Here is a 25,176-nt window from a genome sequence, read left to right as displayed (position 1 = left end):
GCCCCCTGTCAGGCCAGAAAAATTGTCTTCGACCGCACTAAACGAACCGTTTTTGGCAGAGAAATCCCTCCGGACTTCCCCCCGCCCAAGCATTGTAATCAAAAAGTAAATATCGTATAACAGGCTCCTCCGAGGGGTGTCCTGTAATGGGCTGAGATGGCGCAAGCCGAACCCTTTGAACCTGATCTGGGTCATGCCAGCGAAGGGACGGGTCGGCAATCACGCTATCAGTCATTGCCTGTTCATACCTCAGCGCGCCCGGATCTCCACTTACTTTTGGAGGTCCCATGTTTACTCCCCAATTCAACGACGGTCTTTACGGACAACTGCGCCTGCACGCCGGTAGCCACTGGCAGGACTATGTCGCTCACCCCTTTATTCAGCAACTGGCCGCCGGTACGCTGCCCGAACCTGCTTTCCGCCGCTATCTGACCCAGGACTATCTGTTCCTGATCCACTTTGCCCGCGCCTACGCCCTGCTGGTCAGCAAACTGCGCACCCTGCCGGAGATGCGCACGGCCACCGCTTCGCTCAATGCAATCGTGGCCGAGCTGCCTTTGCATCTGGCCTATTGCGCCGACTGGGGCCTCAGCGAGCCGCAGATTGCCGCCGAGCCAGAAGCCGCGGAAACCCTCAATTACACCCGCTATGTGCTCGATATCGGCCATTCCGGGGATGCGCTCGACCTGCTGGCGGCGCTGTTGCCCTGCGTCGCTGGCTATGCCGAGATTGGCCTGCGACTGCTGAACGATCCTGCCACGATGATGGCAGGCAACCCCTACGCTTCGTGGATCCGCAACTATGGCGATCCGGGCTACCTGGCCGGGGTGCAGGCCGCACTCGATCTGCTGGAAAACGTCGGCCGCCAGCGCGGTGCAGAAAGCCGCCTGGGTGAACTGTCAGCGATTTTCACCACCGCCACACGGCTGGAATCCGCCTTCTGGCAAATGGGGCTGAATGCCCAATGAGTATAGTCAACGCACAGCACCATGGCGTGCGGCCAGGTATTCAGGTGCGGGATTTAACCCTGCGTTTTGGCCAACAGGTGATTTTCGACCGACTTAGTTTCGATATCGCAGGCGGCAACTTTGTTGCCCTGCTCGGTGCCAGCGGTGCGGGCAAAACCAGCCTGTTGAAGATTATTGCCGGGCTGGTAAAACCCACCTCCGGCTCGGTTGCCGGCAGCGATGGCCTGCCGATTGCCGGGCGCATCGCTTATATGGGGCAAAAGGATTTTCTCTACCCGTGGCTGACCATTGACCAAAACATCAGTCTCGGCGCGCGGCTGCGCGGTGAAAAGGTCGACCGGTCCTGGGCCGAGCACCTGCGGGAACGCGTGGGGCTGAGTGGTTATGGCAATGCCTTGCCTGCTGCGCTGTCCGGTGGCATGCGCCAGCGTGCCGCCATCGCCCGAACCCTGTATGAACGCCAGCCGATTGTGCTGATGGATGAGCCTTTCTCGGCGCTGGATACCATCACCCGCGCCATGATCCAGCAACTGGCCGCCGAACTGCTGGCGCAGCACACCGTATTGCTGATTACCCACGACCCAATGGAAGCCTGCCGTCTCAGCCATCATCTGCTGGTACTGTCCCGCTATCCCGCCGGTATTGACGATAGCCATGTTATCGAAGGGTTTCCGCCGCGCGCACCGGACGATCCTCAACTGCTGAAAAGCCAGAGCGAGCTGTTGTTGCAGCTGGTGAGGGCCGCCGGATGAAACCCCAGATTGAAAGCCGTCTATCGCGGATGCGTCGCAGCCTGACGGTGTTTGCCGGCCTACTATTGCTGTGGGGACTGGTCACGCTGGGCGATATTCCGGCCTTTCTGCTGCCTTCCCCCTCTTCAGTAGCGCAGGCGCTGTGGAACGACCGGGCTTATCTCGGTTACCACACGCTGATCACCGCCGCTGAAATTGCCTGCGGCCTGCTGGCCGGGGTATTGCTCGGCACCGTACTGGCGCTGTGCATGATTTATTCCCCGCAGCTGCAACGCTGGCTAATGCCGCTGGTGCTGACCAGCCAGGCAATCCCGGTGTTTGCACTGGCCCCGCTGTTGGTGCTGTGGTTCGGTTTTGGCATCAGCGCCAAGGTGGTGATGGCCGTGTTGGTGATCTTCTTCCCGGTCACCTCAGCCTTCTTCGACGGACTGCGTCGGGTCAATAACGATTATCTCGATTTGGCCCGCACCCTGCGCGCTTCTCCCTGGGCGCAACTGCGGCACGTGCGGCTGATGGCGGCGCTGCCGGCCTTGGGTTCCGGGCTGCGCATGGCCGCCGCCGTCGCCCCGATCGGCGCGATCATCGGTGAATGGGTCGGCTCGGCGGAAGGGCTGGGGTACGTAATGCTGAACGCCAACGCGCGCATGCAGACCGACGTCTGTTTTGCCGCGCTGTTTATTCTGGTGCTGATGACCGTCCTGCTTTGGCTAACGGTGGACGCGCTGCTGCTGCGCCTGATTGACTGGGCGCCGGAAAATGACTGTTAACAAGGGATCGACAATGATTAAAAACACCCTGTGCGGACTGATGCTCTGCACTACGCTGGCCGGGCAAGCCACCGCCGCAGAAAAACTGACGCTGGTGCTTGACTGGTATATCAACCCCGATCACGCGCCGATTATGGTGGCCGAGCAGATCGGCGCCTTCAAGGCAGAAGGCCTGGACGTTAAGATTGTACCGCCTTCCGATCCGGCGCTACCACCACGGTTGGTGGCGGCAAAACAGGCCGATCTGGCCATCACCTATCAGCCGCAGTTGCATTTCTTTGCCGATCAGGGCCTGCCGCTGATGCGCGTGGGTACCCTGATTGATTCACCGCTCAATACTGTGATCACGCTGGATAAAAGCATCACCAGCCCCGCGGGGCTGAAGGGCAAGAAAATCGGTTACTCGGTCAGTGGTATCGAGCAGGCCACGCTGGCAACCATGTTCAAGCATGAACACCTCAACCCTGATGACGGTAAGTTGCTCAACGTTAATTTCCAGCTGACCAGCGCCCTGCTGGCAGGTCAGGTTGATGCAGTGATTGGCGGATACCGTAATATCGAGGCGCTGGAGCTAAAGTTGCAAGGCAAGGATCCGGTGGTGTTTAACGTGGAAGACTACGGCGTTCCGGTGTACGACGAACTGATTATCGTCGCCAATCGCGACGCGGTAGGCGAGCCGAAAATCAAAAAATTCCTCACGGCGCTGAAAAAAGGCAATGATTACCTACAGGCTCACCCACAGGAAAGCTGGCTGGCATTCGCCAAGGCACACCCGGAACTGAATACCGCGTTGAACAAACAGGCCTGGCAAGTCAGCCTGCCGCTGTTCGCCCGCGATCCGGCCAGGCTGGATAAAACGCGCTATCAGGCCTATGAACAGTTCCTGTTCGACAATAAGCTGATTAAGAAAATCACCCCGGTAGAGCAGTATGCGGTGGAGCTGAATTAAGGGAGCGCATTATTGGTCTGCTTCCCCTCCCCCTGACCCTCTCCCCAAGGAGAGGGCATATTTCGCGTACTGCTGCTCACAGACGTGATTGGTGTCACAGTAATGTCACAAAAAAACACCAATCGCACTCCGCCGCTGCTGGGCAGTACAAACACGCATTGACCCTGATGCTTTCAATGCGCTATACCCTTCCTCTTTCGCGCTGTGCGCGGATCAACGACGTTTGTCAGAGCAGCTAAGTTTTTCTTTTTAATCAGACAGGGTACGGTGGATGGTTTCAGCATTAATTTCGTTTGCACTTTTTTTAGCCTCAATTCTCATCTACCGGACCCGGGCCGCCGCCAACCGCTGGTGGCTTGCCGCCCTGCTGACGCTGCTGGGCAGCTATCTGATCCTTAACGTGGTGCTGATCGCCAGTAACTACTTTACCGGCGATGGTATTACCGATGCGGTACTCTACACCCTGACCAGCAGCCTGAAAGGCGCCGGCGTCGGTAAATACCTGCTGCCGTTTATCGGCCTGTTGGCGGTGCTGACGCTAATCTTCGCCGTGCTGACCTGGAGCCTGGTGCGGCGCAAGGCAAAAAGCAGCAGCAGGGTTTATAGTGTGATCGCCGTGCTGCTGGCGCTGTTTTCCGTTGGCACCACCCCGGCCTTTCAGGATATCTCCTTGCTGGTCAGAAGTCAGATTAGCGGTGATACCGCCGATTTTGATACCTATTACAAAGCGCCAAAAAAGAGCGTTCAGGGTAAAGCGCCGAACCTGGTGTATATCTATGCCGAAAGCCTGGAAAGAACCTACCTGGATGCGGATCTCTTCCCCGGCCTGACCGACGAGCTGAACCAACACCGCGCAAACAGTATCGATTTCAGCAACACCCAACAGTTGCCCGGCACCGGCTATACCATCGCCGGTATGGTGTCCTCACAGTGCGGTATCCCGCTGTTTGCGCCGTTTGACGGCAATGCCTCCAGCGCCGTATCCACCTTTTATCCGGAAAACGTCTGCCTGGGCGACGTGCTGAAATCCGCCGGCTACGACAACTACTTTTATCAGGGGGCCGAACTGGCCTTCGCTGGCAAAGATACCTTCCTGAAATCGCATGGCTTTGACCATGCTTACGGCTTTAAAGAATTGCGTGGGCAGGTCAGCGACCCGAGCTACAAAAATGACTGGGGCTGGTACGACGATACCGTGCTGGATCTGGTGTTCGACAAGTTTGTCGAGTTGTCCAAACAGAATAAAAAGTTTTCGCTGTTTGCGCTGACCGTCGACACCCATCACCCGGACGGTTTTATCTCCGCCAGTTGCAGCAAAAAGTCGTTCAGTTGGCAGAACAAAGAAAACCGCTCGCTAAGCGCGGTGGCCTGCAGCCAGCAACACATCGCGGCGCTGATCGACAAAATCAAAGCGTCCGAGTACTTCAAAAACACCGTTATCGTGGTGTCTTCGGACCATCTGGCGATGAATAACACCGCCTATGACATTCTGACCAAACAAAAACGCCGCAACCTGTTCTTTATTATCGACGGCACTCACCCGCAGACCGCGCTGCATAACGAGAAACGCAGCACGCTGGACAACGGTGCCACGGTGCTGGACGTGATGGGCGGCGATAACTACATTGGCCTTGGCCGCAGCAGCCTGTCCAGCCCAACGCTGGCCACCGTGTTCCTGAATATCGATGAGAAAATCAACGGCTGGAAACCGGCGGTGGTGAAGCAATGGGGCTTCCCGAACAGCATCAGCAACTTTAATCTGGATAATCAGGGTAGCCGTTTTAGCTTCTCGGGTATCACCTTTAAGGTGCCGTTTATCCTGAAGGTGACGGACAACAAAATTGAGCCGATGTTTAACGTTTATCTGTCCACACCGCTGAAAAAACAGCTCGCCGGTTTGGGGGCAGGAGAAAAATTCGTCTGGGTCGACAAGTGCTATGAAATTGGCCGGGTGTGGGCGCCTGAACTGGCGCTGAGCACCGAAACCTGCGTGGCCTCAGGCAATCTGGCCGCCCCACCGCAGATTGTGCAGGCCAAAGGGGGCAACTACCGTGGCAAGGTCAACTTTAGCGGCCCAGAGGCGGACAGCGTGGCCGCTTATCAAAATGCCGTCGAGCGGCTGAAAGTGGATGATGCCGCTGTTAAATATCACGCGGATGCCATCGCCTTTATGCTACCGGGCATGCCGGAGCAGGTTAAGGCGATCACCGGTGTTGCCGCCATCGAGGATTGGGGCCGCTGGTCGGACGCCAATCTGGCCCCGACGGTAAGCATCGACTACGTCGACCCACTGCCTTCGGCCTTTGATCTGGTGCTACGCGCACGCGCCTACGGCAAAAACATCGGCGAACCGATTTCGGTACGCGTCGGTGATCAGGAGCAGTTTGTGACGCTCAGCAAACAGGACACCACCGTGACGTTGCGTTTTGATAACCCTGGCGGCGCGCAGAACATCAGCATCACCCCTCCGGCACCGACCGAGCCGCAGGAAGGGGCCAGCGGCGGCTTTACGCCGAAAAAACTGGGTATTGGCCTGGTCTCGCTGAAGGTCGAACAGGCTTCGCCTTCCTCCTGATAACCACATCGCCGCAGCAGGCATCCTGTTGCGGCGTTTTCTTTTGCTTCAACAAAGCTTTTGCGCTCATCTTCGGCTAACCTGTTGCTGTGAATTGATTTCGGCATCCGCCTGCCTCCCGCCGCGTAATCGGGAGAACCAAGGAGAAAGTATGAGCAGTCAGCAATCCGGCACCGGCCTTACCCCCACGCAGGCGATCGATAAACTGGAAGCGCTGTATGACGCCTCGGTTGAAGCGCTGCGTCAGGCCGTGGGCGACTTTATCAGTCATGGCGGCCTGCCCGACATGCAAGCTCGCACCAGCGGGCTGTTTGTTTATCCGGAACTACGCGTCAGCTGGGACGGCACCTCGCCCGGGCAGACCAAAACTCGCGCCTACGGCCGTTTCACTCATACCGGCTGTTACACCACCACCATTACCCGCCCGCAGCTGTTTCGCCACTATCTGACCGAACAATTGACTCTGCTGGCGAATGAGTACAATGCGCATATCGAAGTGCGGCCGTCACAACAGGAAATTCCTTTCCCCTACGTGATCGATGGCTCCAACCTGATGCTGGATCGTTCGATGAGTGCCAGTCTGGCACAACATTTCCCTACCACCGAATTGGCGCAAATTGGTGACGAAACCGCTGACGGTCTGTTCAACGCCACCAGCACCTTCCCGCTTTCGCATTTTGACGCACTGCGGGCCGATTTTTCACTGGCGCGGCTGCGGCATTACACCGGCACCCCGGTAGAACATTTTCAACCCTTCGTGCTGTTCACCAACTACACCCGCTACGTGGATGAGTTTGTGCGCTGGGCCTGTGCCGAGATAGCCGATCCGGCCAGCCCCTATATTGCACTGTCCAGTGCCGGTGGCATCTATATCACGCCGGAAACCACCGCGCCGGATCAGGCAGTGTCTGACTTGGCCTGGAAGAACCACCAGATGCCGGCCTACCATCTGATTTCTCGCACCGGCCAGGGCATCACTTTGATCAATATCGGCGTCGGCCCGTCCAACGCCAAGACCATCTGCGACCATCTGGCGGTGTTGCGCCCCAGTGCCTGGCTGATGATCGGCCACTGCGGCGGCCTGCGCGAAAGTCAGTCGATTGGCGACTACGTGCTGGCCCACGCCTACCTGCGTGACGATCATGTGCTGGATTCGGTGCTGCCGCCGGACATCCCAATCCCCAGCATTGCCGAAGTGCAGCGCGCGCTGTACGACGCCACCAAAATGGTCAGTGGCATGCCAGGTGAAGAGGTCAAACAACGCCTGCGTACCGGGACCGTGGTCACCACCGACGATCGCAACTGGGAACTGCGCTATTCCGCCTCGGCGCTGCGCTTTAACCTCAGCCGCGCAGTGGCGGTAGATATGGAAAGCGCTACCATCGCCGCTCAGGGTTACCGGTTCCGGGTGCCTTACGGCACATTGCTGTGCGTGTCCGACAAACCGCTGCACGGCGAAATTAAACTGCCTGGGCAGGCCAACCGCTTCTATGAAGGCGCGATCTCGGAACACCTGCAGATAGGCATTTGCGCTATCGACCTGCTGCGCGCAGAAGGCGATCGCCTGCATTCCCGCAAACTGCGCACCTTTAACGAGCCGCCGTTCCGCTAGCGGCAAGCCCCGCCGCACCCTCGGTCATTTCTTGGCCGCTCGCGGTGGGGGCAAGCCTTATCGCTGCGAATTGCTGGCGGTGTAGATCACCGTATGGTTGATATTACGGTGGCCCAAATAATCCTGTATCAGGCGCGTATCCGCCCCCAAATCAGCCAGTGCAAACCCGCAGGCGTGGCGTAGAATATGCAGGTGGGTGGTCAAATCCTCTGCTGTCAAATGACGAGACGGATTTACCCACCGCCACCCAGCCGGACAGCCGTTACCAACTCAACTCAACTCAACTCAGCTAATCGAATCCGACCTGATTTATTGCACCAACGCCAGCACGCGTTTTTCCTGACTGCGGCTGGCGGCAATTGACAGCAGGATCTCTTTCACCACCAGCGCCGGGGCCGACAGAGATTGCTGGCCGGAAATGCACAGCGAAAGCGGCACGTTCAATGAAGGTACATTGATACGCGCCATCCATGCCTTGGCCGGACCAATCATCGCGCGCGCCACCGACTCGGGCAAAATGGTGGCCCCCAACCCACTGGCGATGGCCGCACTCAAGGTGCCAGGTGATTCAATTTCGCCAATCACGTTGGCCGTTAATTTGCGTATCGCCATGGCTTCGTCCACCTGACTGCGCACCACGTCCCCTTCACGCGGCAGAAATAAATTCAGCCGCGCAACGTCCAGCAGCTCAACGCTGTTGCCGGGATTTGGCACCGCACGCGTCGCGACCAGATAGAGATCTTCGTGCATTAACGCCGTGGCCTGCAAACCTGCGGGCATTTTAGCGCCGTAGATCACCGCCATATCCAGATTCTGGTTGGCGACCTGGCCGGCCAGCGCCGAGCCGATATTCTCATTCAGACTGAGCAAAATGCCCGGATGCTGCTCGCGCACTGCCTGCAACAGCGGCAACGCCAATTGTGATGCCAGGCTGCCCGGCGCCAGCCCGACGGAGACCTGTCCGCTCATCGCCTGCCCGGCACTATTGACCGCACTCTGCGCCTGTTCGCACTGGCGCAAAATGGTCTGGGCATGAGCATAAAGAATATTACCGGCCTCGGTAGGCTGTACGCCGCGTTTGGTGCGGATCAGCAACTGCTGTTTCAGTTCCCCTTCCAGCGTCGCCAATTGTTGGCTGAGTGCCGGTTGGGCGATATGCAGCACTTCTGCCGCCTGGGTCAGGCTGCCGATGTCGACGATTTTCACGAAATACTTAAGACGTCTGAAATTCATACTGCCTCCGTCATGCCACTTGGCTGGGTTGAGGCAAACCACAGCAATATCCGGGCCAGACAGGCGCGATAAGAGAAAGCGGAAACTAATCGACGGAAAAATAAGAAAAAATGATATTGGTTTTGGTAATGACGCTCCCCTCAGCGGCGGAGCCCCCCAAAGCCTGCACCAACATAAAGCATGATGGCAAAGCCTGAACCACTGCGCAGCAGTGCAGCAATAAAAGCCATAAAAAGCAGCAGGTTGAATAATCTTGCAGCAAACGAAACATCAAGGCGTTTTCTGACTTTACAAGCCTGGGCCACCTCGTTATTATTCGCCCCGTTCAAACGATTCCTCTGTAGTTCAGTCGGTAGAACGGCGGACTGTTAATCCGTATGTCACTGGTTCGAGTCCAGTCAGAGGAGCCAAATTTAGAAAAGCCTGCTTTCGAGCGGGCTTTTTGCTTTTATGGATTTATCAATCACATCCAGACATCAGCTCAGAATGGCTTCCAGTCGGGCCAGCACTTCATTTACGACAGCGTCGGGTATACGTTCCAGTCGCCTACCGCTCCTGGCTCCCATATCAATGGTTCTGGGCTGGTCGCAGCGAATAACACCCGTTGTTTTTGTTCCCGAGTCGTCCAGTGAGACGGCAAAACCCGCTGTGCGGGCGAAGCTTCCACCGCTGGTGACGGGAACAACAACGGGTAGCCGGGTCAACTTGTTAAACGATGCCTTCGATACGATAAGTACCGGACGTTTTCCACTTTGCTCATGACCGGCGATCGGATCCAGTGAAACGAGCCAGATTTCCCCTCTGTCCATTTACAGGATCTCCTTGCCCATCGCGGGGGCATCAATCCATTCCCGATCCTCTTCGCTCATGTCGTCGTGCGGTTCGCACTGCGCCAACAGTTCCTCAAGCGAATAATGGGGCCGTTTCTGGGGTTCAATAATCAGGCAGCCATTATCAATGGTCATACCCACTTCGCTGTCCGTCGACAGCGCCAGTGTTTTCAACACCGCGGGAGGGACCGCCAGCATGACGGATCCGCCGACCTTTTTCAGGCGAGTTGTATACATAGAGCACCTCCGAATATTATATTTTAATATAACATCAACAGCAGGCGATGCACAATTATTCATCAGATTCATTGTGGTTTCCTTAGCGTAATAATACGTGAAGAAAGCCTTAATCCATTCGTGCAAGCAGGAGCTTAGTTCGTTGCAAGAAGGTCGATAATAGAAAGCTGTTTTTGCGGTTCAAAGGATTATGACGGATCGGATACACGAAATGCGGCGCAGCTTCCGCAATGGTGGCAAAGACGGTGAAATCCGTGGCGACATTAAAAGAAACAGCAAGTAATGGATGTATATGAGTAGGAATCGTAGCCATAATGGCAGCCTCCTGTAACGGGTTTAAAACCCACCACCAGAGCTTCCAATCTCATGGTGATGGACTGAAGGGGTTGGAACTACCGGCGTTACAGGCAATCGGCGCACCTTAGGGGGCACGGCTCCTTAATTTCTCAGTCGATACTGGAAAAACCACAGACCATTTCCCAATGACAACGATCTGTGGTGAGACTAAGTGACAAAAACGCGGTTCATTCGTTCTCGCCAGAAACAGACCTAGCCGAAGGCAAGCTTTTCACTCTGCGGCTGATTATCAGGCCGTATCCTGTCGCATTTTGTGCCACATTCGCCTGTGCCTGTGCAGCACTGAGTTCCGCTTTGGCCGTATCGGCTGCGGCCTTTATCTGACCGTAGGCCGATGCCGACACGGCACCCGTAGTGACCAGACTGCGCTAACGCGCCTCGTCATCAGCAGCTTGTCTTGTACGGGCCCTTGCAGCCGCGACGGCCTGTTGCTGAGCCTGTGACTGCAGCCACCTCAGTAACTATGTTTAATTCATGATTTACTCTTCAAGATAAAAAACAAAACAAAGTATCCCTTCTACTCTAAATCACCCCCGCCCATCACAACCCCCCGACATACATCAGCAAATTAATAATTATATTAATGACCCACTCCATAAATAGAGCATTCATTGAACAGTGACTTTGGACACACAAAACAACATTAAAGTTAAAATTATGTATCACTTCGTTAGTTTTATGTAGCAAGCTAACTGAACTCTCACGGCAGGCTCGCCCCCCTGAGCTAACAAACCACCGCCGCGATCACCACGAGTTAACGAGGAAACTGCATGAAATTGTTATTTCAACCGCGTTCTGCTTTGTTACTGGCCCTCGGGTTGGGCTGCAATCTGGTTATGGCCCAAACTTTTGCCGCCGATGTGACGATCAAACGAGACACCTACGGCACCCCTCACATTTACGCCAAAGACGTTTACGGACTGTTTTATGGCTATGGTTATGCCATCGCTCAGGACCGTCTATACCAGTTGGAAATGTCCCGGCGCAGTACCGAGGGGCGTGTCGCCGAAGTGTTGGGTAAAGACTATCTGCCGTTTGATATAGGCATTCGCCAGCAGTATTTCCCTGCCAGAATCAAAGCTCAACTGGCCGCGTTACCCCAGAGCGATCGCGATATTCTCGATGGTTATGCCCAGGGTATTAATGCATGGCTGAAGAAAATCGATGCCAATCCGCAGCAATTAATGCCAAAACAGTTTATTGACCATGATTTTAAACCGGCCCCCTGGACCGACTTCGATGTGGCCATGGTATTCATCGGCTCCATGGTCAACCGATTCGGAGACTACAACACCGAGTTGGAAAACCAGCAATTGCTCGCCGGGCTGATAAAAAAGGATGGCGAGACGCAAGGCAAAGCAATATTTAACCTGTTGCTTTCTCAAGACAACCCCGGCTCACCTACCACCGTCCCCAAGGGTGAATGGCAACCTTCGGTACGCAATGGCGCCTACGTTTCTGCCCCGTCGGCTGTATCCCCCCTGAACCATGCCACTCTCCCGACAGAGGCAACGACCAACGAACAAACGCCTCGCTGGAAACCACCGAAGGAAAAAGCCTTCAGTAACATCATCGTCCTGGGCTCCCGTAAATCTAAAGGTGCCAAGAGCATTCTGCTAAATGGGCCTCAGTTTGGTTTCTATCAGCCTGCTTATACCTATTCTGTTGGGCTACATGGCGCGGGTTATGACGCGGTGGGAAACAGTCCATTTGGCTATCCGATGGTGGAGTTCGGCTACAACCGCGATATCAGTTGGGGAAGTACCTGGGGGGCCGGCGATAATGTCGATATATACCAATTGAAATTGAACCCTAAAAACCCTGAAGAGTATTTCTATCAGGGAAAATATCGCCCACTGGAAAAACGCGTTGAGACCATCGCGGTGAAGGACGGCGAAACCCGGCATTTGACGGTGTACCGAAGCGTGCAAGGTGCCGTCATCGACTACAATCCCAAACAGGGTCTGGCCTATGCCAAACGTCGTGGCTGGGAAGGCGAGGAAGTCGCCACTTTACTGGCCTGGAATAAGGTCGGCAAAGCGAAAAACCATCAACAATGGCTCGATCAGGTCCAGCATTCCGCCATCAACGTCAACTGGTACTACGCCGATAATAAAGGCAACATCGGTTATGCCCTGGGCGGGCGTTATCCAATACGCCTTAAAGGGCACGATAACCGGCTGCCTATGCCGGGCGATGGCAGCTCCGAATGGCAAGGTTTCATGCCATTTGCCACCAATCCTCAGGTCTACAATCCCAAAACGGGTTATATCGCCAACTGGAACAACCGCCCGGCGGAAGGCTTCCCCAACCCGGATGAATGGTGGTACTCCTGGAATACCGCCGACCGTATCCAGTCGTTATTCACCCGCATTGATAGTCAGCCGCGTTTTACCCCCACACAGTTATGGGATTTGCTGATGGATGCGGCATTCGAAGATCCTAACGCGCGCTTTTTTGTGCCCCGCCTGGTCAAGGTCGCCGGCAAAAGTGATAACCCGCAACTGCGCGAAGCTGCCGCCATCCTCGGCAAGTGGGACTATGAGGAACGGGATCTGAATAACGACGGTTATTACGATACCCCGGCGACACCGATCTTCCGCGCCTGGCTGCAACATATGCTGACTCTGTCGCTGGGCGGAATATTACCTGCGGAACAGGCTTCGTGGTTCCTTGATCCCGGCTACATGACACCGGGAGAGAGCACCTCGGGCAGCCAAAATATTTCGGTGGGTACCAAAATTCTTTATCAGGGCATGACCGCCGGCAGCAAGACCTCGGGCTTTGATATCTTCAAAGGCAGGGATGTCGATAGCCTGATGATGGAAGCACTGCAGCTCGCCATTAACGATCTGAAAAAATCGCAAGGCGATAAGATGACTGCGTGGCATACCAAGGTGTCAAACACCACTTATCAAACCAAAAACTTCCTGAACGTTCCGCAGGCTGGCTCAGACGAACACATACAGAATCCTCTTGCCATGAACCGTGGCACCGAAAATAACATGGTGGCATTTACCCATCAGGGAGTCACCGGTGTAGAGGTGACACCTCCTGGCCAGTCCGGTTTTATCGCTCCAGACGGGAAACGCTCGAAGCACTTTGACGATCAATTGTCATTGTTCGGTGATTTGAAAAACAAACGTACATGGCTCAGCGACAGGGATGTCCAGGCCAATTCGGTCTCACAGGAAACCATCAGTTATTAAAGCCCGATAGTGTTTGAAGCCCGGTTCATGGTTGAGCTGGGCTGTCGTCAGCCTTCCGACTGAGTATGCTGGAAGGTGCCCGTTACATTAGTCTGCGAGGCATCCCGCCTTTTCATATTTTTCTCCGGTTTTTCCCCCACATTGCTTGGCTGCCCTACCGGTGCAGGAGAAAAACCTGGGGATTTTGCCGGAGCTACGCAATGTCGCCGCCTTATCCTGAAGCTTGCATTTGCCCCAGAGCGGAATAAGGTCTGAGCCCGTCAGGCCTGGTTTTACTGCTCGCGGTTATATCCGGCGCAGAAAAATTTTTCAGCCAGACGATTAGCGCCACCAGAAAAGAACTCGCTCATCACTTCCCCATTGAGACTGCACGCCCGACACAGTAACCCAGCTTCGAATGCGGCCCGGTTCTCATCTTCCAGGCGTTCAGCGCGACCAAACCGGCCATCAGCCCCTTGCCGAAGTGATTATTCATAACATCCCCTCTTTTAATAATCGATATATAAAACATTATATAACGATCGTTATGCTCATGGACATACTCACAAAGTTTTACCCCTCATACCTGACGTATAAAAAAGCCCACAGAGGGAAACTCTGTGGGCTGGAAACCATCAAGCCAGGATAATTACAGGGTAAAGTTCAGCCCTTCCACCACCGTTTTTTCCAGCGGCAAGCGCCCTGAAGGGATCTCTTTTTGCTGCAGAAACTCCGGCAGCAGGGATTTATCACCCGCTTTGCCGATCGCCACCATGCCATGCACCTGGTAGTCGTCCGGCAGTTTCAACGCAGCCTTGATTTTATCGTGGTGAACGCCGCCCATGCAGTGGGTCAGCCAACCTTTCAGATGCGCCTGCAGCGCCAGGTTGGCCCAGGCAGCCCCGGCATCAAAGGCATGGCTCGGGTTACTGACTTCCTTCTCACCGTTCAAACTGGTGGTTTTGGAGATAACCACCACCAGCGCTGAAGCATGCTGCGCCCAACCGCGATTGAACTCAACCAGGAAATCCAGATAGCTGTCCCAACTGGCCGAACCCTGCTTGCTGTAGGCAAAACGCCACGGCTGAATGTTATAGGCCGAAGGTGACCAGCGCGCTGCTTCAAAGAAGCTCAGCAGGGTCTCATCGTCGATTGCATCATTTGCCAGCGCGCGCGGCGACCAACGTTCAATAAACTGTGCATCAATGGGGTAATCAGAAACTCTTGGCTGGCTCATGGACATCTCTCTCATGGGAAGGGAATAACAACGTTATCTGATATTCCCATGCCCCACGCCAGAAGAATTTCTATTTTGTGCTGTGGCTCAGCGCAAGATTTCCAGTTGCAGCCAGGCCAGAAACGCCCGTACCGGCGGATGCCGTTCGCGCCCAGGCACGCACAGCGCGGTATATGCTGCACCCGGTACGCAAATTTCCGGCCTATAGGATGCCAGCAACCCGTTACGCACCAGGTCCGACACCATCACCGAACTGGCCAGCACCAGCCCCTGCCCGGCCACCGCTGCCTGCAAAGCATAATGCTCTTCGTCATAAGCCCGCAACGCGCTATGCCGTTGCCACCAGTCGACACCCGCAGCCTGGCACCACTGGCGCCAGCCGGTTTCATAAAGGGTGGAGTCATGCCAGTGAACGGTGATCAGCGTAGGCGCTTGTTGCTCCGTTGCACACAAATTCGGCGCGCCGTAGACGCCAAAGCTCTCTTCCAGCCGAGCGGCCTGATGCAACTTCGGGTAGTCAGTACTGCTGTAGCGAATAGCAATGTCCACGCTGGCGTCCTGCTGTAGATCAATCACTTCACCGCAGGCCTCCAGGCGTACCAGATAGTGCGGGTAGGCCTGATAAAAGCGCCCCAGGCGCGGGACTAGCCACAACGCGGCGAAAGAATGGGTGACGGAGACACACAGTGAACCGGTACTGGGTACCGGGCGTAGCGCATCCAGCGTGGTTGCCACATCGAGCAAAGCGGTGTGTACCCCAGCGAACAAACGCTCACCCTTATGGGTTAATCGCACACCGCGCGGCACCCGATCGAACAAGGCAAAGCCCAACTGCTGCTCAAGCGCCTTGATCTGATGCGACACCGCCGTCGGGGTGACCGCCAGCTCCAGTGCAGCCTGTTTAAAACTGCGCAGGCGGGCAGCGGATTCAAAGGTACGCAATGCAGTAACCGGAAGCGTGGCAAACATGATCAACCCCCATAAAGATGAATTTAACTCATCCTGAAAGAATAACCGTCATTTGTCACTGACTCTTTGAGCACCGTAAATTGGCAATCGTATATCCATGGTCAATAAAACGGAGAGTGACATGAATTCATCTCAGCACCCCAAGCGCCTTATCGTCCTGGTCGGCAGCCCACGGCGTGACGGCAACAGCGCAGCATTGGCGCAGGCCGTGATGGCAGGAGCCGCCGAGGCGGGTACCGAAGCCAGCATGCATTTTTTGGATGATTACATTAGCGGTTTTCTGGTGGACGGACGCCATGCCGCGCCCCCTGCAGACCGCTATGGCGAACTGTTTCTGGAGCACTTCTTGCCCGCGGATGCGGCGGTATTTTGCACCCCGCTATACTGGTACGGCATGTCGGCGCAAACCAAAGCTTTTTTCGATCGCTCTTTCAGTTATTACTCCAACGCCTACCCTGATGCCGAACAGGTACATCAGCGTATGAGTGGCAAACGCATCGGGCTGACGGTAGCCTCGGAGGAAACCTACCCCGGCGGAGCTATGGGGATCGTGCATCAAATTCAGGAATTCAGCCGTTACTCGCATTGCGAGTTCGTCGGGATGGTTCAGGGGACGGGCAACAATCGGGGTGAAGTCAGCCGTGATCCACGTAATCCGCTACAGGCCGCCCGCGATCTGGGCCGTGAAATTTTCACGCGTCATTATTCTGACTACCGGATGGATACGCCGCGCAGCACACAGGTTTGGCGAGATTGACTCTGCAAATGGGGTGGCTCGCTGCCCCTTTATCAAGGTTGCGCAAGCATATGTAGCAAACTATTGCCGACCATTGGCCCATCGGGACCAACATCATATGATGCAGATGCCAGACCGGCGCGCCAATTACCTCAAAGCGAAACAAGATGTCGAAACAGTGGAAAATAACATTGAAAATAAGTTTTACGGCTTCCATGCGCTGGAAGCGCAAGCGGTCAATATCGGCACCTGTGCGGCCCTGCCGCAGGCCGGATGCCAATGTGCTTTCTACACCATGCTGCGACAGGCCGGGCCGACGAAATAACCGGCCTGGATCAAACCTCAGCCCAGTTCATACTGCACAATCAACTGCCCTTTTTTCATCTTTAACCCAGTAATCTTTACCGCACCCAGCTCGCCCAGCGAATGGACATGGGTACCGCCGCAGCCATAGGCGGGCAATTCGCCGAACCCTACCTGGCGCAGGCCGTCAACCGTCAGTTGTTTGCGTGGGAAATCTGCCGCAATCAGCCGCGCCAACTCCGCATGCAGGAAATCTTCATCCAGGGTTTGAGGTTCAGCGCCCGGCACGAAGGTAATGCGTCCTTCACCCGGCCAGTGGTGCGCCTTTACCGGCTGCCAGCCGCGCGTTTCACCCAACCAGCCAATCAGATGCCCGGCAGAATGCCAACGGGTGTGCAAGCGGCGCAGTTCGCCATCCACTTGCACGCTCACCGGCCCTTCTGGCAGCGGCTCAGCGGTAAAGTGCAGCACTTTTTCGCCCTGCTGCGCCACGCGCAGCACCGGGACAGTACCGAGCAGGCCGCCGTCGGCCGGTTGCCCGCCGCCCTGCGGGTGAAACACCGTGGCGTTCAGTTCTATCACGTATCCTCCTTCTTCAACCGGGGTACAGGCCAGCACCTGTGCCTCGCCCTGTAAGTCATCGCTGTAATAATAAAGCCGTTCGGTCATGATTTTTCTCCTGGTTAGTGGCTCCATTATATTCATGCCATAATCAAAGCATAATTCATCAAAGATACAATGGACCTTTGCGCTGTGAGCACAAATCTCTCTCATGCACTGCTGGCCGAAATGGCCGTTTTTGTTCAGGTCGTGGAGAGCGGCAGTTTTTCCGCCGCTGCCCGTCGACTGGGCACTTCCCCTTCTGCTGCCAGCCGTAGCGTGGCCAAACTCGAACAGGCGTTGGCGCTGCAACTGCTGCACCGCACCACGCGTAAGCTACGCCTGAGTGAACAAGGTGAAGAGGTGTTTCTGCGCTGTCGCAGCATGTTAGACGCGGCGAACTCGGTCATGGCGTTCAGCGGCTGCGGGGCGGTGGAACCTGAAGGACTGGTCAGCGTCAGCGTCCCCAAGGCGGTGGGTCGCTTTGTGTTACACCCGCACATACCGGCGTTTTTACGCCGTTACCCCAAGGTAGACGTTCGCCTGCGGCTGGAAGATCGTTATATGGACCTGATTGACGATAGGGTCGATCTGGCGCTGCGTATTACCGAACGCCCTTCTCCCGGCTTGATCGGCCGCCAATTGATGACTATCGAACACCTGCTGTGCGCCACCCCCGGGTATCTGGCGCAACACGGCACGCCGCAGTACCCGCAGGATTTGGCGCAGCACAGCTGTATCTATCTGGGGGAAACGCCCAGCGACGCCCGCTGGAAATTCCGACGAGACGGTAAATCGGTGACGGTAAACGTACACGGGCGTTATGCCGCCAATCATACCGGCGTGCGGCTGGATGCGGTGAAACAACACATTGGCATTGGCAGCCTGCCATACTTTACAGCCAGACAGGCGCTGGACAGCGGTGAAGTAGTGCAAGTGCTGCCGGAATGGGACTTTCTCAGTAGCTACCACGGCGGCCTGTGGTTGCTGTATGGCCCCAACCAGCACTTGCCGCCCAAGCTGCGGGTGTTTATCGACTATCTGGTTGCCTGTTTGGCAAAAGAGCCTCAGTTAAAGCGCCTTACGTAGCGTGATGTTAATGCGGTGTGGCCCCACCAGCGAATGATAACCCTCTTTGATCGGCATAATACCGTGAAAACACAGCCGTGACGGGCCGCCCCACACCACCACGTCGCCGTGTGCCAAGGGGATGCGCTGGGCGCGATCGCTGCGCTGCATACCACCAAACTGAAATACCGCCGGTAGCCCCAGTGACACTGACACGATCGGTGAACCAAAATCATGCTCGTCCTTATCCTGATGCAGCGATAGCTTGCTGCCCGGATCGTAGCGGTTCATCAGGCAGGAATCCGGCACGAAAGGAGCAAAACCCGCCTGTTGCGCCGCCTCATCCGCCAGCGCCATCAGAATAGCCGGGATCGGCGGCCAGCGTTTTCCGCTGCGCGAGTCGCGTTCGGAATAACGGTAACCCCGGCTGTCACTACTCCAGCCGTTGCCGCACCAGCTCATTGCCACCGACATCACGTGACCGCCCGGCGTGGTCATATGCCGCCACGGCACCTGGGCGATCACGCCATTCACTGCCGCCAGCAGCTCCGGGCCGTGATCGCGCACAAAGCCGTGCATCACCACCGCACCAGGGGCGATCTGCTCCCGCCACGGCGGCGGCACCGAGTCTTCAAAAAGATCGAGGGTCATCGCATAATACCTGTATTAATACACAGTATTTATTTTAACCCGCCACTGCCGATTGTCCAGTGTGATACGCGGCATTGTTGTCAGCACCAAACTTCACTAGAGTGGACGGCAATAAAATCAATAACTTTTCAGGACAGTCTGTGATTAAAGGAATAGCGCTTTCCGTTATCGCCTCGATATTGTTCGGCGTGATGTATTACTACACTTCCACTCTTACGCCGCTCGACGGCGAGCAGGTGTTTGGCTGGCGCACTCTACTGACGGTGCCGTTTTTGACCCTGTTTATGCTGTATTCCGCCGACTGGCGCAAAGTCTGTGAAACGCTGCACTGGATAAAACAACGGCCGCGCCGCCTGCTGTTTCTGCCGTTGAGTTCGGCGCTGTTGGGGGTTCAGCTGTGGTTGTTCCTGTGGGCGCCGCTGCACGGCAAAGCGTTGGAAGTGTCACTGGGCTATTTCCTGCTGCCGCTTACCATGGTGCTGGCGGGGCGATTGATCTTCCGTGATCGGCTTTCACTGCTGCAAAAACTGGCGGTCAGCTGCGCGATTATCGGCGTTGGTAATGAGCTGTATCAGGTAGGCGGCGTCTCCTGGGCCACGCTGGTGGTGGCGCTGGGTTACCCGGTTTACTTTATTTTGCGTCGACGCTTCGGCACCGATAATCTCGGCGGACTATGGTGTGAACTGACATTAATGATACCCGTGGCCGCCTGGTTCGCCTTCGGTGGTGATGGGCCGCTGGCCGCGCTGAGCATCAGCCCGGCTCTCTATTGGCAAGTTCCGCTATTGGGAGTGCTCAGCGCCGCTGCGCTGGTGTGCTATATCCTGGCCAGTCGTCTGCTGCCATTCAGCCTGTTTGGCCTGTTGAGCTATGTGGAACCGGTACTGTTGGTGATAGTGGCGCTGTTACTCGGCGAAAGCATCGGCCGGGACGAATGGCTGACCTATATTCCGATCTGGCTGGCGGTGCTGTTGCTGGTATCGGAAGGTGCGCGCCATCTGTTGCGTCGGCGGCGGGATTTGTTAGGGAAGTGACAGTGTCATTTATTTATTATATTGATTTATAAAAAGATAAATGTTGTGACATCGTCACCTTGCTGCCAGTAGCGGCCGTTAAAACGGCGTCCGGCGTAGCAATGCGGCGTGAGTTGTTTTAGCAGTTCCAAGGCAAAGGTCTGTTGCTGTGGATCAATCGCCACGACACGCGCGTCGAGAAAATCAAAATAGCTGCGCACCTGCGGATACAAGGCTTTGAACAGACTTTCTTTGGCGGAGAATACCAGCGTCAACAACTGGTTAAATGCCTGTGGTTGAGCACGCAATTGATCACACTCCGCCTCGCTGACAATAGCGCCCCACAGTTCCTCGGCCCGTGCGCTGGGGATTAACGTTTCAACGTCCAGCCCCACGCCACCCAGCCCGTTCTCCCGATGCACGGCACAGAGCGCGGTATCCGCATTATGGCTGATCGCCCCTGCAATACCCTGCGGCCATTGCGGCGCACGGTCTTCCCCGCGTAACAAAGTGAAATCCGCAAACCCCAGCGGCGCCAGCAACTCCCGCGCCAGGTAACGCCCGGCCAGATACTCCGCCCGCCGCTTTGACACCGCCCGAGCCAAATGTTCAGGCAGTGTCATGCCGATTTCGTCGAAACAGCTGTCCTGATAATCGGCCAAAGAAAAACGGCAACGGGCAATCTGCCCTGAGTAGTCATCCAGGTTCAGCCATTCAATAGTAGGAATAAAGGAAGAGAACACTTGTCGTCCATGTTGGATTTGTAAGCGGTAATTTTAGACGCCGTATCCATGGACAACAATGATTATTCCTCTCCCACGCAATCGAGGGAGAGGAATGACAAGATTACAGAATGCCTTTCATGGTCTTTTCGAAGTCGCTCCAGGCGCAGTAGCCCTGTTTATCGACTGGACAGCCCTTCAGCGCCAGCGTCACGCGCTGTGGCGGGGTTTTCAGCGTCAACGGGCTGGCATTACGCAACTGATCGGTGGATTGATAGACGTACTCAATCTTCAGCAGGTCGCGAGCGTTTTTCTTGTCGTGCCAGCGCTGGAACACCAGCTTGCCGCCAATCGGCGTTTTCTCGTATTGATGCGGCAGTAGGTATGGTTGGAATTCCATCGCCGACAGCAAGGACGCAATATTGGAATCATGGCCCACCAGCACCGTCACTTTGGGTGAGTCTGGCTTGCGCTCGCCGATCAATACGCCGTTGATGTAGGTCAGCAGTGGCTTGGCCACGTTCTGCGCCACTACCGGCGAGGTAAACAGCGAGTCTTGATAGCCGTCTTTCAACTGCGCCAACTGTTTCCATTGCTGCGGCGTGGTGATTTTCCCCCAGGCCACGTCTTTCATCGGGAAACCTTCGTAATATTGCAGCATAAAGGCGTCCACCAGCGAGTTCCCCACCCGCAGCGGGCCGGCGACCCCCGGTTCTTTGCCCGGCACCGCGCTCATTTTGCTGGCCTCTTTGGTAAGGTCACAGTGCTTGTCGGTTTTACAACTGCTGGAATCTTTGTAATCGATGATTTTTTCCAACTGTTTATAGGCCACATCCAGTTTCAGCGAGGCCAGCTCCTGGTTCATCGCCCCCAGTGCCTGCTGATTAAAGGCGTCGCTGTTGTCGGTGATAATTGGGTTGAAGGTCGGATCCATCTCCCCCATTTTGTCCTGATGATGCACGCTGATGTCACAGCCGGGGAAAGCGCCGTTGGTAAAGAACTGCGCGGTGGCCACCGTGCGCTGCAGGCTGTTGGCATAAACATAAACGCTGCCGGCCGTCGGGCAACCCTCCTGTGGAAGAACCCCGGTCTGTTTCAGCCAGGCGTTAAAATAGTGGCCCATATACACTTCCAGCACCCCGCCCTTGGTGGTCAGCAGGCCACCCTGCGTGTCCCAGGCCGGCCAGGTTTTGGGGGTGGACTGTGCCAGCACGCTGCCGTTATTGGCCAGCGGCGCACGCAAGTTATGGCGACTCATCACCAGTACCTGATCTAATTGATAGTCGTTGGTTTCCGCCAGGGCAGTCCCGGTGATTAATAACGGCAAACACAGCAATAAGGCTTTTCTTTTCATCCGCAGAGACTCCAGGAATATGATTATTTTTAATGTGTTAGCTTTGGCGTGGTTATGATGGCGAGGTTAACGAGGAAAGTGTGTGATGGGTATCACAAGGAGAGGTCTGCCCAGCGACCATCCGCAGATGGCCGCCGTTAACCCAAGAACTTACAGCCACAAACGCATGATTGGCCAGCCGATCAACAGCAACGCGGCGATATACACCACGCCGAGAATACCGCCCATCCGCCAGTAATCTTTCGACTTCACGTAGCCGCAGCCGTAGATGATCACCCCCGGCCCAGTGGCGTAAGGCGTCAACACGCCCATGATACCGATCGACAGCACCAGCAGCATCGAGAGTTCTTCCATCGGCACCCCTGGCAACCCTTTACCCACCGCCAGGATCACCGGCAGCATGGTGGCGGTGTGCGCCGACAGGCTGGCAAACAGGTAGTGGGCAAAGTAGAACACCAGCACCAGCGCCATCACCGTCATATTCGGCGAGTAACCGTCCAGATGGGTGCTCATGGTCTGGGCGAACCAGTCGATAAAGCCGGAACGGGTCAGACCATTAGCCATCACCACCAGCGTCGCCAGATTAACCAGCGTGTTCCAGGCGCTGGAATATTGGGTGATCGCCTTCCACGACACCACGTTCATCGCCAGCATCAATGAGACCGCCAACAGGCAAACCGTAGTGGCGTTCACCACCTTGCCGCCAAACACCCATAGACAAAGGCTGAGCAGCACCAGGCTAATCAGTTTGTATTCCTTGCCCGTCAGCTTGCCCATCTCCCCCAGCGCGGTATTGGCCCAGGTCGCCACTTCGCTGCTGTGGGTCACGCCCGGTTTGTACAGGTAATAGGAGATCAACGGCGCGATAATCAACAGCAGCAGACCGACCGGCAGAAAGGCCAGGAACCACTGCATCCAACTGATATGCACCCCGGCGATTTTACTGACGAATTCGATCCCCAGCACGTTAGGCGCGGCACCGGTGACGAACATCGAGGAACTGATACTGGTACCGACCACCATCATCCACATCAGGTAACCACCGATACGGCGCGAGGACGGGTCGTTGGGGAACGAGTCAAACAGCGGCGGCAGGTTTTTCACCACCGGAAATACAGTACCGCCGGTACGCGCGGTATTTGAAGGGGTAAATGGCGCCAGCAGGATATCGATGATCACCACCGCATAACCCAGCGTCAGGGTACGCTTGCCCATAAACTTCACCAGGAACAGGGCGATACGCCGCCCCAGCCCGGTAGCTTCGTAGCCGAGCGCGAAGATAAAGGCACCGAATACCAGCCACACGGTGGTGCTGGAGAACCCCGCCAGCCCCCACTTCAAAGCTTCTTTACCGGCCTTAAAGCCCGGCTCCGCCAGTTCCTGTGCGCCAAAAAGTACCCAGTTGGCACTCAGCACGCTGAGGGTTACGGCGATAAAGCTGATCGCCGTCGCCGGGATCGGCTCCAGGATCATGCCGACAATCATCGCCACAAAGATGGCGAAATAGCGCCAGGCCTGCGGCGGCATGCCGTCGGGCGTGGGTATCCACAGTAGGATCACCAACACCAGCAACGGTGCCAGCGCTTTCCAGATTTTTTCCTTGGTTTCGGACATAAAATTCTCCTGAAGACGGGTTATTGTTTTTAGTTGGGTAATTGCGCCAGCAGCCAGGTGACGATTAACAGGTCGGCGCTACCGCCTGGGCTAAGATTGCGCGTGATGCATTCGGCGTCGAACTGCCGAAGGCGATCCATACCCCATTCGCCCTGCACCCCGCCCTGGGACAACAATTCTGCGGCGCGTTGCTGCAACCAGTGCAATCCTTTGATGCCGCCGCGCGAAGCGACGTTAGTGTCGTCGTTGTGCGCCATCAACCACAGCAGGCTGTCCATCAGCGCCGTCTGCTCATCACAACCGGCGTTCAGCCGTTGTCGATACAGCGGCAGCGCACCGTTAATCACCAGTGCGAAACCGGACTCAGCCTCACCGCGAGCGCCGCTCAGGCCATATTCGGCGAACAGTCGCTGCCCGGCAGTCTGCAACGCGTTGTGTTGATACAGTTCCCTCGCCACCAGCCCGTGACACATGCTTGCCACCTCGGCGCACAAGGTTTTGGCGTCAATGGGTTGTTGTTGCTGGTAACGACGGCCGAAGGCAGTACACAGCAGGCCGAGAGAAAACACGCTGCCTTTGTGGGTGTTGATGCCGCCGGTGGCCTGGAACATGTGGTTTTCGCAGGCCAGCCCCAGCGGTCGCAACCGCAATAGCTGTTCGGCTGCCGGACGGAAGGCATCGTCACGCCCCTGGCGGACAAAACGTGGCAACCAGATGCCGATGGCGCGGGCGCTACGGTAAAAATGACCGAGGTTCATATCCCGATGAGCCCCGTTGTTGTGGCGATCCACCAGTCCCGGTTTTGGGGTGAGATTCACTTCCACCAGCAGCGAGCGGTAGGCAGCATGGGCAAAGTCACCGACTACTGTTTGCGGGGCAAACTTGACGGGTTCAGCGGGGAGTGAGTGCATCATTGAGCATCCTTTCCATTTCCTGCAGTAGCTGTTCACTGCTGTGCTGCCGTTGGCGGGCGCAGAGTTTGGCCGGTTGGCTGCACAGCAGACAGCGACGTTCCGCCAACCCCAGATCGCGGCGCGACAAAATGCGTCCATGAGAGTCCAGCACGTCGATATCCCACAGTCGGCCAATCGGCTGCTGCACTTCCAACTCGATGGCGCAGTCTTTCACCCGCTGGGCGTCGGCCTGCAGCGCCACAAAACCCTCGCAGCCGGTCGACAGCGCCAGCGTTTCTGCCTGCAGGCAGTACCAACCCTGTTCGCCCCACATTTGCTGCAGCGCCTGCCAGCCCAGGTTGAAGATATTGCGCGTCAGCGCGCTGTCTTTTACCGCGCCGGGCACCACCAGCGTCAGCACCAGCAAGGTGGACTGATGCTGCGCCAGCCATGCCTGCTGGCGTGCCTGACGGCATTCACGGCTGGTGAGCAATTCCGGCAGGCTGACTGCGCGGTTGGCGGCCAGTTCGGGAAGGACGCTAGCCATA

At 56.2% G+C, this 25,176-nt stretch carries 27 protein-coding genes, 1 tRNA gene, 2 pseudogenes and 1 riboswitch; of the genes and pseudogenes, 12 read left to right on the top strand and 18 right to left on the bottom strand.

The genetic code is table 11. The features are described from left to right. The first annotated feature begins 122 nt into the window (after positions 1-122). Positions 123-225, top strand: a riboswitch (TPP riboswitch). 62 nt (positions 226-287) lie between these two features. The 6 genes from ACUTSU_RS07140 to ACUTSU_RS07115 all read left to right on the top strand — a co-directional run bounded on the left by ACUTSU_RS07140 (position 288) and on the right by ACUTSU_RS07115 (position 7,623). Further along, the gene (locus ACUTSU_RS07140; RefSeq protein WP_445650412.1) at positions 288-968 is read left to right on the top strand and encodes a TenA family protein; all 681 of its coding nucleotides are present in this window, start codon (positions 288-290) and stop codon (positions 966-968) included. Then, positions 965-1,720: an ABC transporter ATP-binding protein gene (locus ACUTSU_RS07135; RefSeq protein ID WP_445650411.1), complete on the top strand. Its 756-nt coding sequence runs from the start codon at positions 965-967 to the stop codon at positions 1,718-1,720. The genes ACUTSU_RS07140 and ACUTSU_RS07135 overlap by 4 nt, the downstream gene beginning before the upstream one ends. Then, positions 1,717-2,487 carry an ABC transporter permease gene (locus tag ACUTSU_RS07130; RefSeq protein ID WP_445653959.1) on the top strand — a complete coding sequence of 257 codons (771 nt, stop codon included), beginning with the start codon at positions 1,717-1,719 and terminating at the stop codon, positions 2,485-2,487. Before ACUTSU_RS07135 ends, ACUTSU_RS07130 begins: the two co-directional genes overlap by 4 nt. A 13-nt stretch (positions 2,488-2,500) precedes the next feature. Next, a complete protein-coding gene (locus ACUTSU_RS07125) occupies positions 2,501-3,436 on the top strand; it encodes an ABC transporter substrate-binding protein (RefSeq protein WP_445653958.1) in 936 nt (311 codons plus the stop codon). A 271-nt stretch (positions 3,437-3,707) separates the two neighbouring features. Next, on the top strand, positions 3,708-6,011 hold the full coding sequence (gene opgB, locus ACUTSU_RS07120) for a phosphatidylglycerol--membrane-oligosaccharide glycerophosphotransferase (protein WP_445653957.1): 2,304 nt from the start codon (positions 3,708-3,710) through the stop codon (positions 6,009-6,011). Positions 6,012-6,162: 151 nt separating this feature from the next. After that, positions 6,163-7,623: an AMP nucleosidase gene (locus ACUTSU_RS07115; RefSeq protein ID WP_445653956.1), complete on the top strand. Its 1,461-nt coding sequence runs from the start codon at positions 6,163-6,165 to the stop codon at positions 7,621-7,623. Positions 7,624-7,680: 57 nt separating this feature from the next. On the opposite strand, the pseudogene ACUTSU_RS07110 reads toward ACUTSU_RS07115, so the two are convergent. The 3 genes and pseudogenes from ACUTSU_RS07110 to ACUTSU_RS07100 all read right to left on the bottom strand — a co-directional run. Next, a pseudogene (locus ACUTSU_RS07110) lies at positions 7,681-7,818 on the bottom strand (tyrosine-type recombinase/integrase); the annotation flags it as partial. A 114-nt stretch (positions 7,819-7,932) separates the two neighbouring features. After that, a complete protein-coding gene (gene nac, locus ACUTSU_RS07105; RefSeq protein ID WP_445650406.1) occupies positions 7,933-8,856 on the bottom strand; it encodes a nitrogen assimilation transcriptional regulator NAC in 924 nt (307 codons plus the stop codon). A 140-nt stretch (positions 8,857-8,996) separates the two neighbouring features. After that, positions 8,997-9,185, bottom strand: coding sequence for a hypothetical protein (locus tag ACUTSU_RS07100; RefSeq protein ID WP_445653955.1), 189 nt, complete (start codon positions 9,183-9,185; stop codon positions 8,997-8,999). A 5-nt stretch (positions 9,186-9,190) separates the two neighbouring features. Here ACUTSU_RS07100 and ACUTSU_RS07095 point away from each other — a divergent pair. Next, a tRNA-Asn gene (locus ACUTSU_RS07095) sits at positions 9,191-9,266 on the top strand. A gap of 66 nt (positions 9,267-9,332) precedes the next feature. Here the strand turns inward: ACUTSU_RS07095 and ACUTSU_RS07090 are convergent. From ACUTSU_RS07090 to ACUTSU_RS07075, 4 genes and pseudogenes are all read right to left on the bottom strand, one after another. Next, positions 9,333-9,665 carry a type II toxin-antitoxin system PemK/MazF family toxin gene (locus ACUTSU_RS07090; RefSeq protein WP_445653954.1) on the bottom strand — a complete coding sequence of 111 codons (333 nt, stop codon included), beginning with the start codon at positions 9,663-9,665 and terminating at the stop codon, positions 9,333-9,335. Further along, positions 9,666-9,923 (bottom strand): AbrB/MazE/SpoVT family DNA-binding domain-containing protein, encoded by a 258-nt coding sequence (locus ACUTSU_RS07085; RefSeq protein ID WP_445650403.1) that lies wholly within the window; start codon positions 9,921-9,923, stop codon positions 9,666-9,668. A gap of 109 nt (positions 9,924-10,032) precedes the next feature. Further along, complete coding sequence (locus ACUTSU_RS07080) at positions 10,033-10,236, bottom strand: hypothetical protein (RefSeq protein WP_445653953.1); 204 nt, start codon at positions 10,234-10,236, stop codon at positions 10,033-10,035. Between the two features lie 265 nt (positions 10,237-10,501). Then, positions 10,502-10,729: pseudogene (locus ACUTSU_RS07075) on the bottom strand (efflux RND transporter periplasmic adaptor subunit); the annotation flags it as partial. A gap of 321 nt (positions 10,730-11,050) precedes the next feature. Between ACUTSU_RS07075 and ACUTSU_RS07070 the strand changes: the two are divergent. Next, entirely contained in the window at positions 11,051-13,489 is a 2,439-nt protein-coding gene (locus tag ACUTSU_RS07070) for a penicillin acylase family protein (protein WP_445653952.1), read from the top strand. Positions 13,490-13,761: 272 nt separating this feature from the next. On the opposite strand, the gene ACUTSU_RS07065 is transcribed toward ACUTSU_RS07070, so the two are convergent. The 4 genes from ACUTSU_RS07065 to ACUTSU_RS07050 all read right to left on the bottom strand — a co-directional run bounded on the left by ACUTSU_RS07065 (position 13,762) and on the right by ACUTSU_RS07050 (position 15,674). Next, entirely contained in the window at positions 13,762-13,872 is a 111-nt protein-coding gene (locus ACUTSU_RS07065) for a hypothetical protein (protein WP_445650737.1), read from the bottom strand. After that, positions 13,839-13,964, bottom strand: a complete 126-nt coding sequence (locus ACUTSU_RS07060) for a hypothetical protein (RefSeq protein WP_445650400.1) — start codon at positions 13,962-13,964, stop codon at positions 13,839-13,841. The genes ACUTSU_RS07065 and ACUTSU_RS07060 overlap by 34 nt, the downstream gene beginning before the upstream one ends. 153 nt (positions 13,965-14,117) lie before the next feature. Further along, on the bottom strand, positions 14,118-14,705 hold the full coding sequence (locus ACUTSU_RS07055; protein WP_445653951.1) for a nitroreductase family protein: 588 nt from the start codon (positions 14,703-14,705) through the stop codon (positions 14,118-14,120). Between the two features lie 87 nt (positions 14,706-14,792). Next, the gene (locus ACUTSU_RS07050; protein WP_445650398.1) at positions 14,793-15,674 is read right to left on the bottom strand and encodes a LysR substrate-binding domain-containing protein; all 882 of its coding nucleotides are present in this window, start codon (positions 15,672-15,674) and stop codon (positions 14,793-14,795) included. A gap of 121 nt (positions 15,675-15,795) precedes the next feature. On the opposite strand from ACUTSU_RS07050, the gene ACUTSU_RS07045 reads away from it, so the two are divergent. Both ACUTSU_RS07045 and ACUTSU_RS07040 read left to right on the top strand, forming a co-directional pair. Next, complete coding sequence (locus tag ACUTSU_RS07045; protein WP_445650397.1) at positions 15,796-16,431, top strand: flavodoxin family protein; 636 nt, start codon at positions 15,796-15,798, stop codon at positions 16,429-16,431. 100 nt (positions 16,432-16,531) lie between these two features. Beyond that, a complete protein-coding gene (locus ACUTSU_RS07040; RefSeq protein ID WP_445650736.1) occupies positions 16,532-16,735 on the top strand; it encodes a hypothetical protein in 204 nt (67 codons plus the stop codon). A gap of 17 nt (positions 16,736-16,752) precedes the next feature. Here the strand turns inward: ACUTSU_RS07040 and ACUTSU_RS07035 are convergent, their stop codons facing one another. Further along, a complete protein-coding gene (locus ACUTSU_RS07035) occupies positions 16,753-17,382 on the bottom strand; it encodes an alanyl-tRNA editing protein (protein ID WP_445653950.1) in 630 nt (209 codons plus the stop codon). An 84-nt stretch (positions 17,383-17,466) separates the two neighbouring features. Between ACUTSU_RS07035 and ACUTSU_RS07030 the strand changes: the two genes are divergently transcribed. Continuing rightward, entirely contained in the window at positions 17,467-18,402 is a 936-nt protein-coding gene (locus ACUTSU_RS07030) for a LysR family transcriptional regulator (RefSeq protein WP_445650395.1), read from the top strand. Here ACUTSU_RS07030 and alkB read toward each other — a convergent pair. Further along, positions 18,385-19,032: a DNA oxidative demethylase AlkB gene (gene alkB / locus ACUTSU_RS07025; protein WP_012145879.1), complete on the bottom strand. Its 648-nt coding sequence runs from the start codon at positions 19,030-19,032 to the stop codon at positions 18,385-18,387. The genes ACUTSU_RS07030 and alkB overlap by 18 nt on opposite strands. A 140-nt stretch (positions 19,033-19,172) precedes the next feature. On the opposite strand from alkB, the gene rarD reads away from it, so the two are divergent. After that, entirely contained in the window at positions 19,173-20,066 is an 894-nt protein-coding gene (gene rarD / locus ACUTSU_RS07020) for an EamA family transporter RarD (protein WP_445653949.1), read from the top strand. A 26-nt stretch (positions 20,067-20,092) separates the two neighbouring features. Here rarD and ACUTSU_RS07015 read toward each other — a convergent pair whose 3' ends face one another. The 5 genes from ACUTSU_RS07015 to citX form a co-directional block, all read right to left on the bottom strand. Beyond that, the gene (locus tag ACUTSU_RS07015) at positions 20,093-20,788 is read right to left on the bottom strand and encodes a 4'-phosphopantetheinyl transferase family protein (RefSeq protein WP_445650392.1); all 696 of its coding nucleotides are present in this window, start codon (positions 20,786-20,788) and stop codon (positions 20,093-20,095) included. Between the two features lie 103 nt (positions 20,789-20,891). Beyond that, positions 20,892-22,121, bottom strand: a complete 1,230-nt coding sequence (gene agp, locus ACUTSU_RS07010; RefSeq protein ID WP_445653948.1) for a bifunctional glucose-1-phosphatase/inositol phosphatase — start codon at positions 22,119-22,121, stop codon at positions 20,892-20,894. A 150-nt stretch (positions 22,122-22,271) separates the two neighbouring features. Then, positions 22,272-23,735 (bottom strand): anion permease, encoded by a 1,464-nt coding sequence (locus ACUTSU_RS07005; RefSeq protein ID WP_445650390.1) that lies wholly within the window; start codon positions 23,733-23,735, stop codon positions 22,272-22,274. A gap of 29 nt (positions 23,736-23,764) precedes the next feature. Further along, positions 23,765-24,649 (bottom strand): triphosphoribosyl-dephospho-CoA synthase CitG, encoded by an 885-nt coding sequence (gene citG, locus ACUTSU_RS07000; protein ID WP_445653947.1) that lies wholly within the window; start codon positions 24,647-24,649, stop codon positions 23,765-23,767. Beyond that, positions 24,627-25,175 carry a citrate lyase holo-[acyl-carrier protein] synthase gene (gene citX, locus ACUTSU_RS06995; protein WP_445653946.1) on the bottom strand — a complete coding sequence of 183 codons (549 nt, stop codon included), beginning with the start codon at positions 25,173-25,175 and terminating at the stop codon, positions 24,627-24,629. Before citX ends, citG begins: the two co-directional genes overlap by 23 nt. Position 25,176: the final 1 nt, after the last annotated feature.

This window comes from Serratia sp. NA_13 (genome assembly GCF_052691735.1).
Note: the sequence above shows the minus strand (reverse complement) of the source record. Positions and strands in the feature narration are given on the sequence as shown.

Coding starts and splice junctions, on each gene's coding strand:
- ACUTSU_RS07140 (WP_445650412.1), top strand. CDS start 288: ATGTTTACTCCCCAATTCAACGACGGTCTTTACGGACAACTGCGCCTG.
- ACUTSU_RS07135 (WP_445650411.1), top strand. CDS start 965: ATGAGTATAGTCAACGCACAGCACCATGGCGTGCGGCCAGGTATTCAG.
- ACUTSU_RS07130 (WP_445653959.1), top strand. CDS start 1,717: ATGAAACCCCAGATTGAAAGCCGTCTATCGCGGATGCGTCGCAGCCTG.
- ACUTSU_RS07125 (WP_445653958.1), top strand. CDS start 2,501: ATGATTAAAAACACCCTGTGCGGACTGATGCTCTGCACTACGCTGGCC.
- opgB (WP_445653957.1), top strand. CDS start 3,708: ATGGTTTCAGCATTAATTTCGTTTGCACTTTTTTTAGCCTCAATTCTC.
- ACUTSU_RS07115 (WP_445653956.1), top strand. CDS start 6,163: ATGAGCAGTCAGCAATCCGGCACCGGCCTTACCCCCACGCAGGCGATC.
- nac (WP_445650406.1), bottom strand. CDS start 8,856: ATGAATTTCAGACGTCTTAAGTATTTCGTGAAAATCGTCGACATCGGC.
- ACUTSU_RS07090 (WP_445653954.1), bottom strand. CDS start 9,665: ATGGACAGAGGGGAAATCTGGCTCGTTTCACTGGATCCGATCGCCGGT.
- ACUTSU_RS07085 (WP_445650403.1), bottom strand. CDS start 9,923: ATGTATACAACTCGCCTGAAAAAGGTCGGCGGATCCGTCATGCTGGCG.
- ACUTSU_RS07080 (WP_445653953.1), bottom strand. CDS start 10,236: ATGGCTACGATTCCTACTCATATACATCCATTACTTGCTGTTTCTTTT.
- ACUTSU_RS07070 (WP_445653952.1), top strand. CDS start 11,051: ATGAAATTGTTATTTCAACCGCGTTCTGCTTTGTTACTGGCCCTCGGG.
- ACUTSU_RS07060 (WP_445650400.1), bottom strand. CDS start 13,964: ATGAATAATCACTTCGGCAAGGGGCTGATGGCCGGTTTGGTCGCGCTG.
- ACUTSU_RS07055 (WP_445653951.1), bottom strand. CDS start 14,705: ATGAGCCAGCCAAGAGTTTCTGATTACCCCATTGATGCACAGTTTATT.
- ACUTSU_RS07050 (WP_445650398.1), bottom strand. CDS start 15,674: ATGTTTGCCACGCTTCCGGTTACTGCATTGCGTACCTTTGAATCCGCT.
- ACUTSU_RS07045 (WP_445650397.1), top strand. CDS start 15,796: ATGAATTCATCTCAGCACCCCAAGCGCCTTATCGTCCTGGTCGGCAGC.
- ACUTSU_RS07040 (WP_445650736.1), top strand. CDS start 16,532: ATGCAGATGCCAGACCGGCGCGCCAATTACCTCAAAGCGAAACAAGAT.
- ACUTSU_RS07035 (WP_445653950.1), bottom strand. CDS start 17,382: ATGACCGAACGGCTTTATTATTACAGCGATGACTTACAGGGCGAGGCA.
- alkB (WP_012145879.1), bottom strand. CDS start 19,032: ATGACCCTCGATCTTTTTGAAGACTCGGTGCCGCCGCCGTGGCGGGAG.
- agp (WP_445653948.1), bottom strand. CDS start 22,121: ATGAAAAGAAAAGCCTTATTGCTGTGTTTGCCGTTATTAATCACCGGG.
- ACUTSU_RS07005 (WP_445650390.1), bottom strand. CDS start 23,735: ATGTCCGAAACCAAGGAAAAAATCTGGAAAGCGCTGGCACCGTTGCTG.
- citG (WP_445653947.1), bottom strand. CDS start 24,649: ATGATGCACTCACTCCCCGCTGAACCCGTCAAGTTTGCCCCGCAAACA.
- citX (WP_445653946.1), bottom strand. CDS start 25,175: ATGGCTAGCGTCCTTCCCGAACTGGCCGCCAACCGCGCAGTCAGCCTG.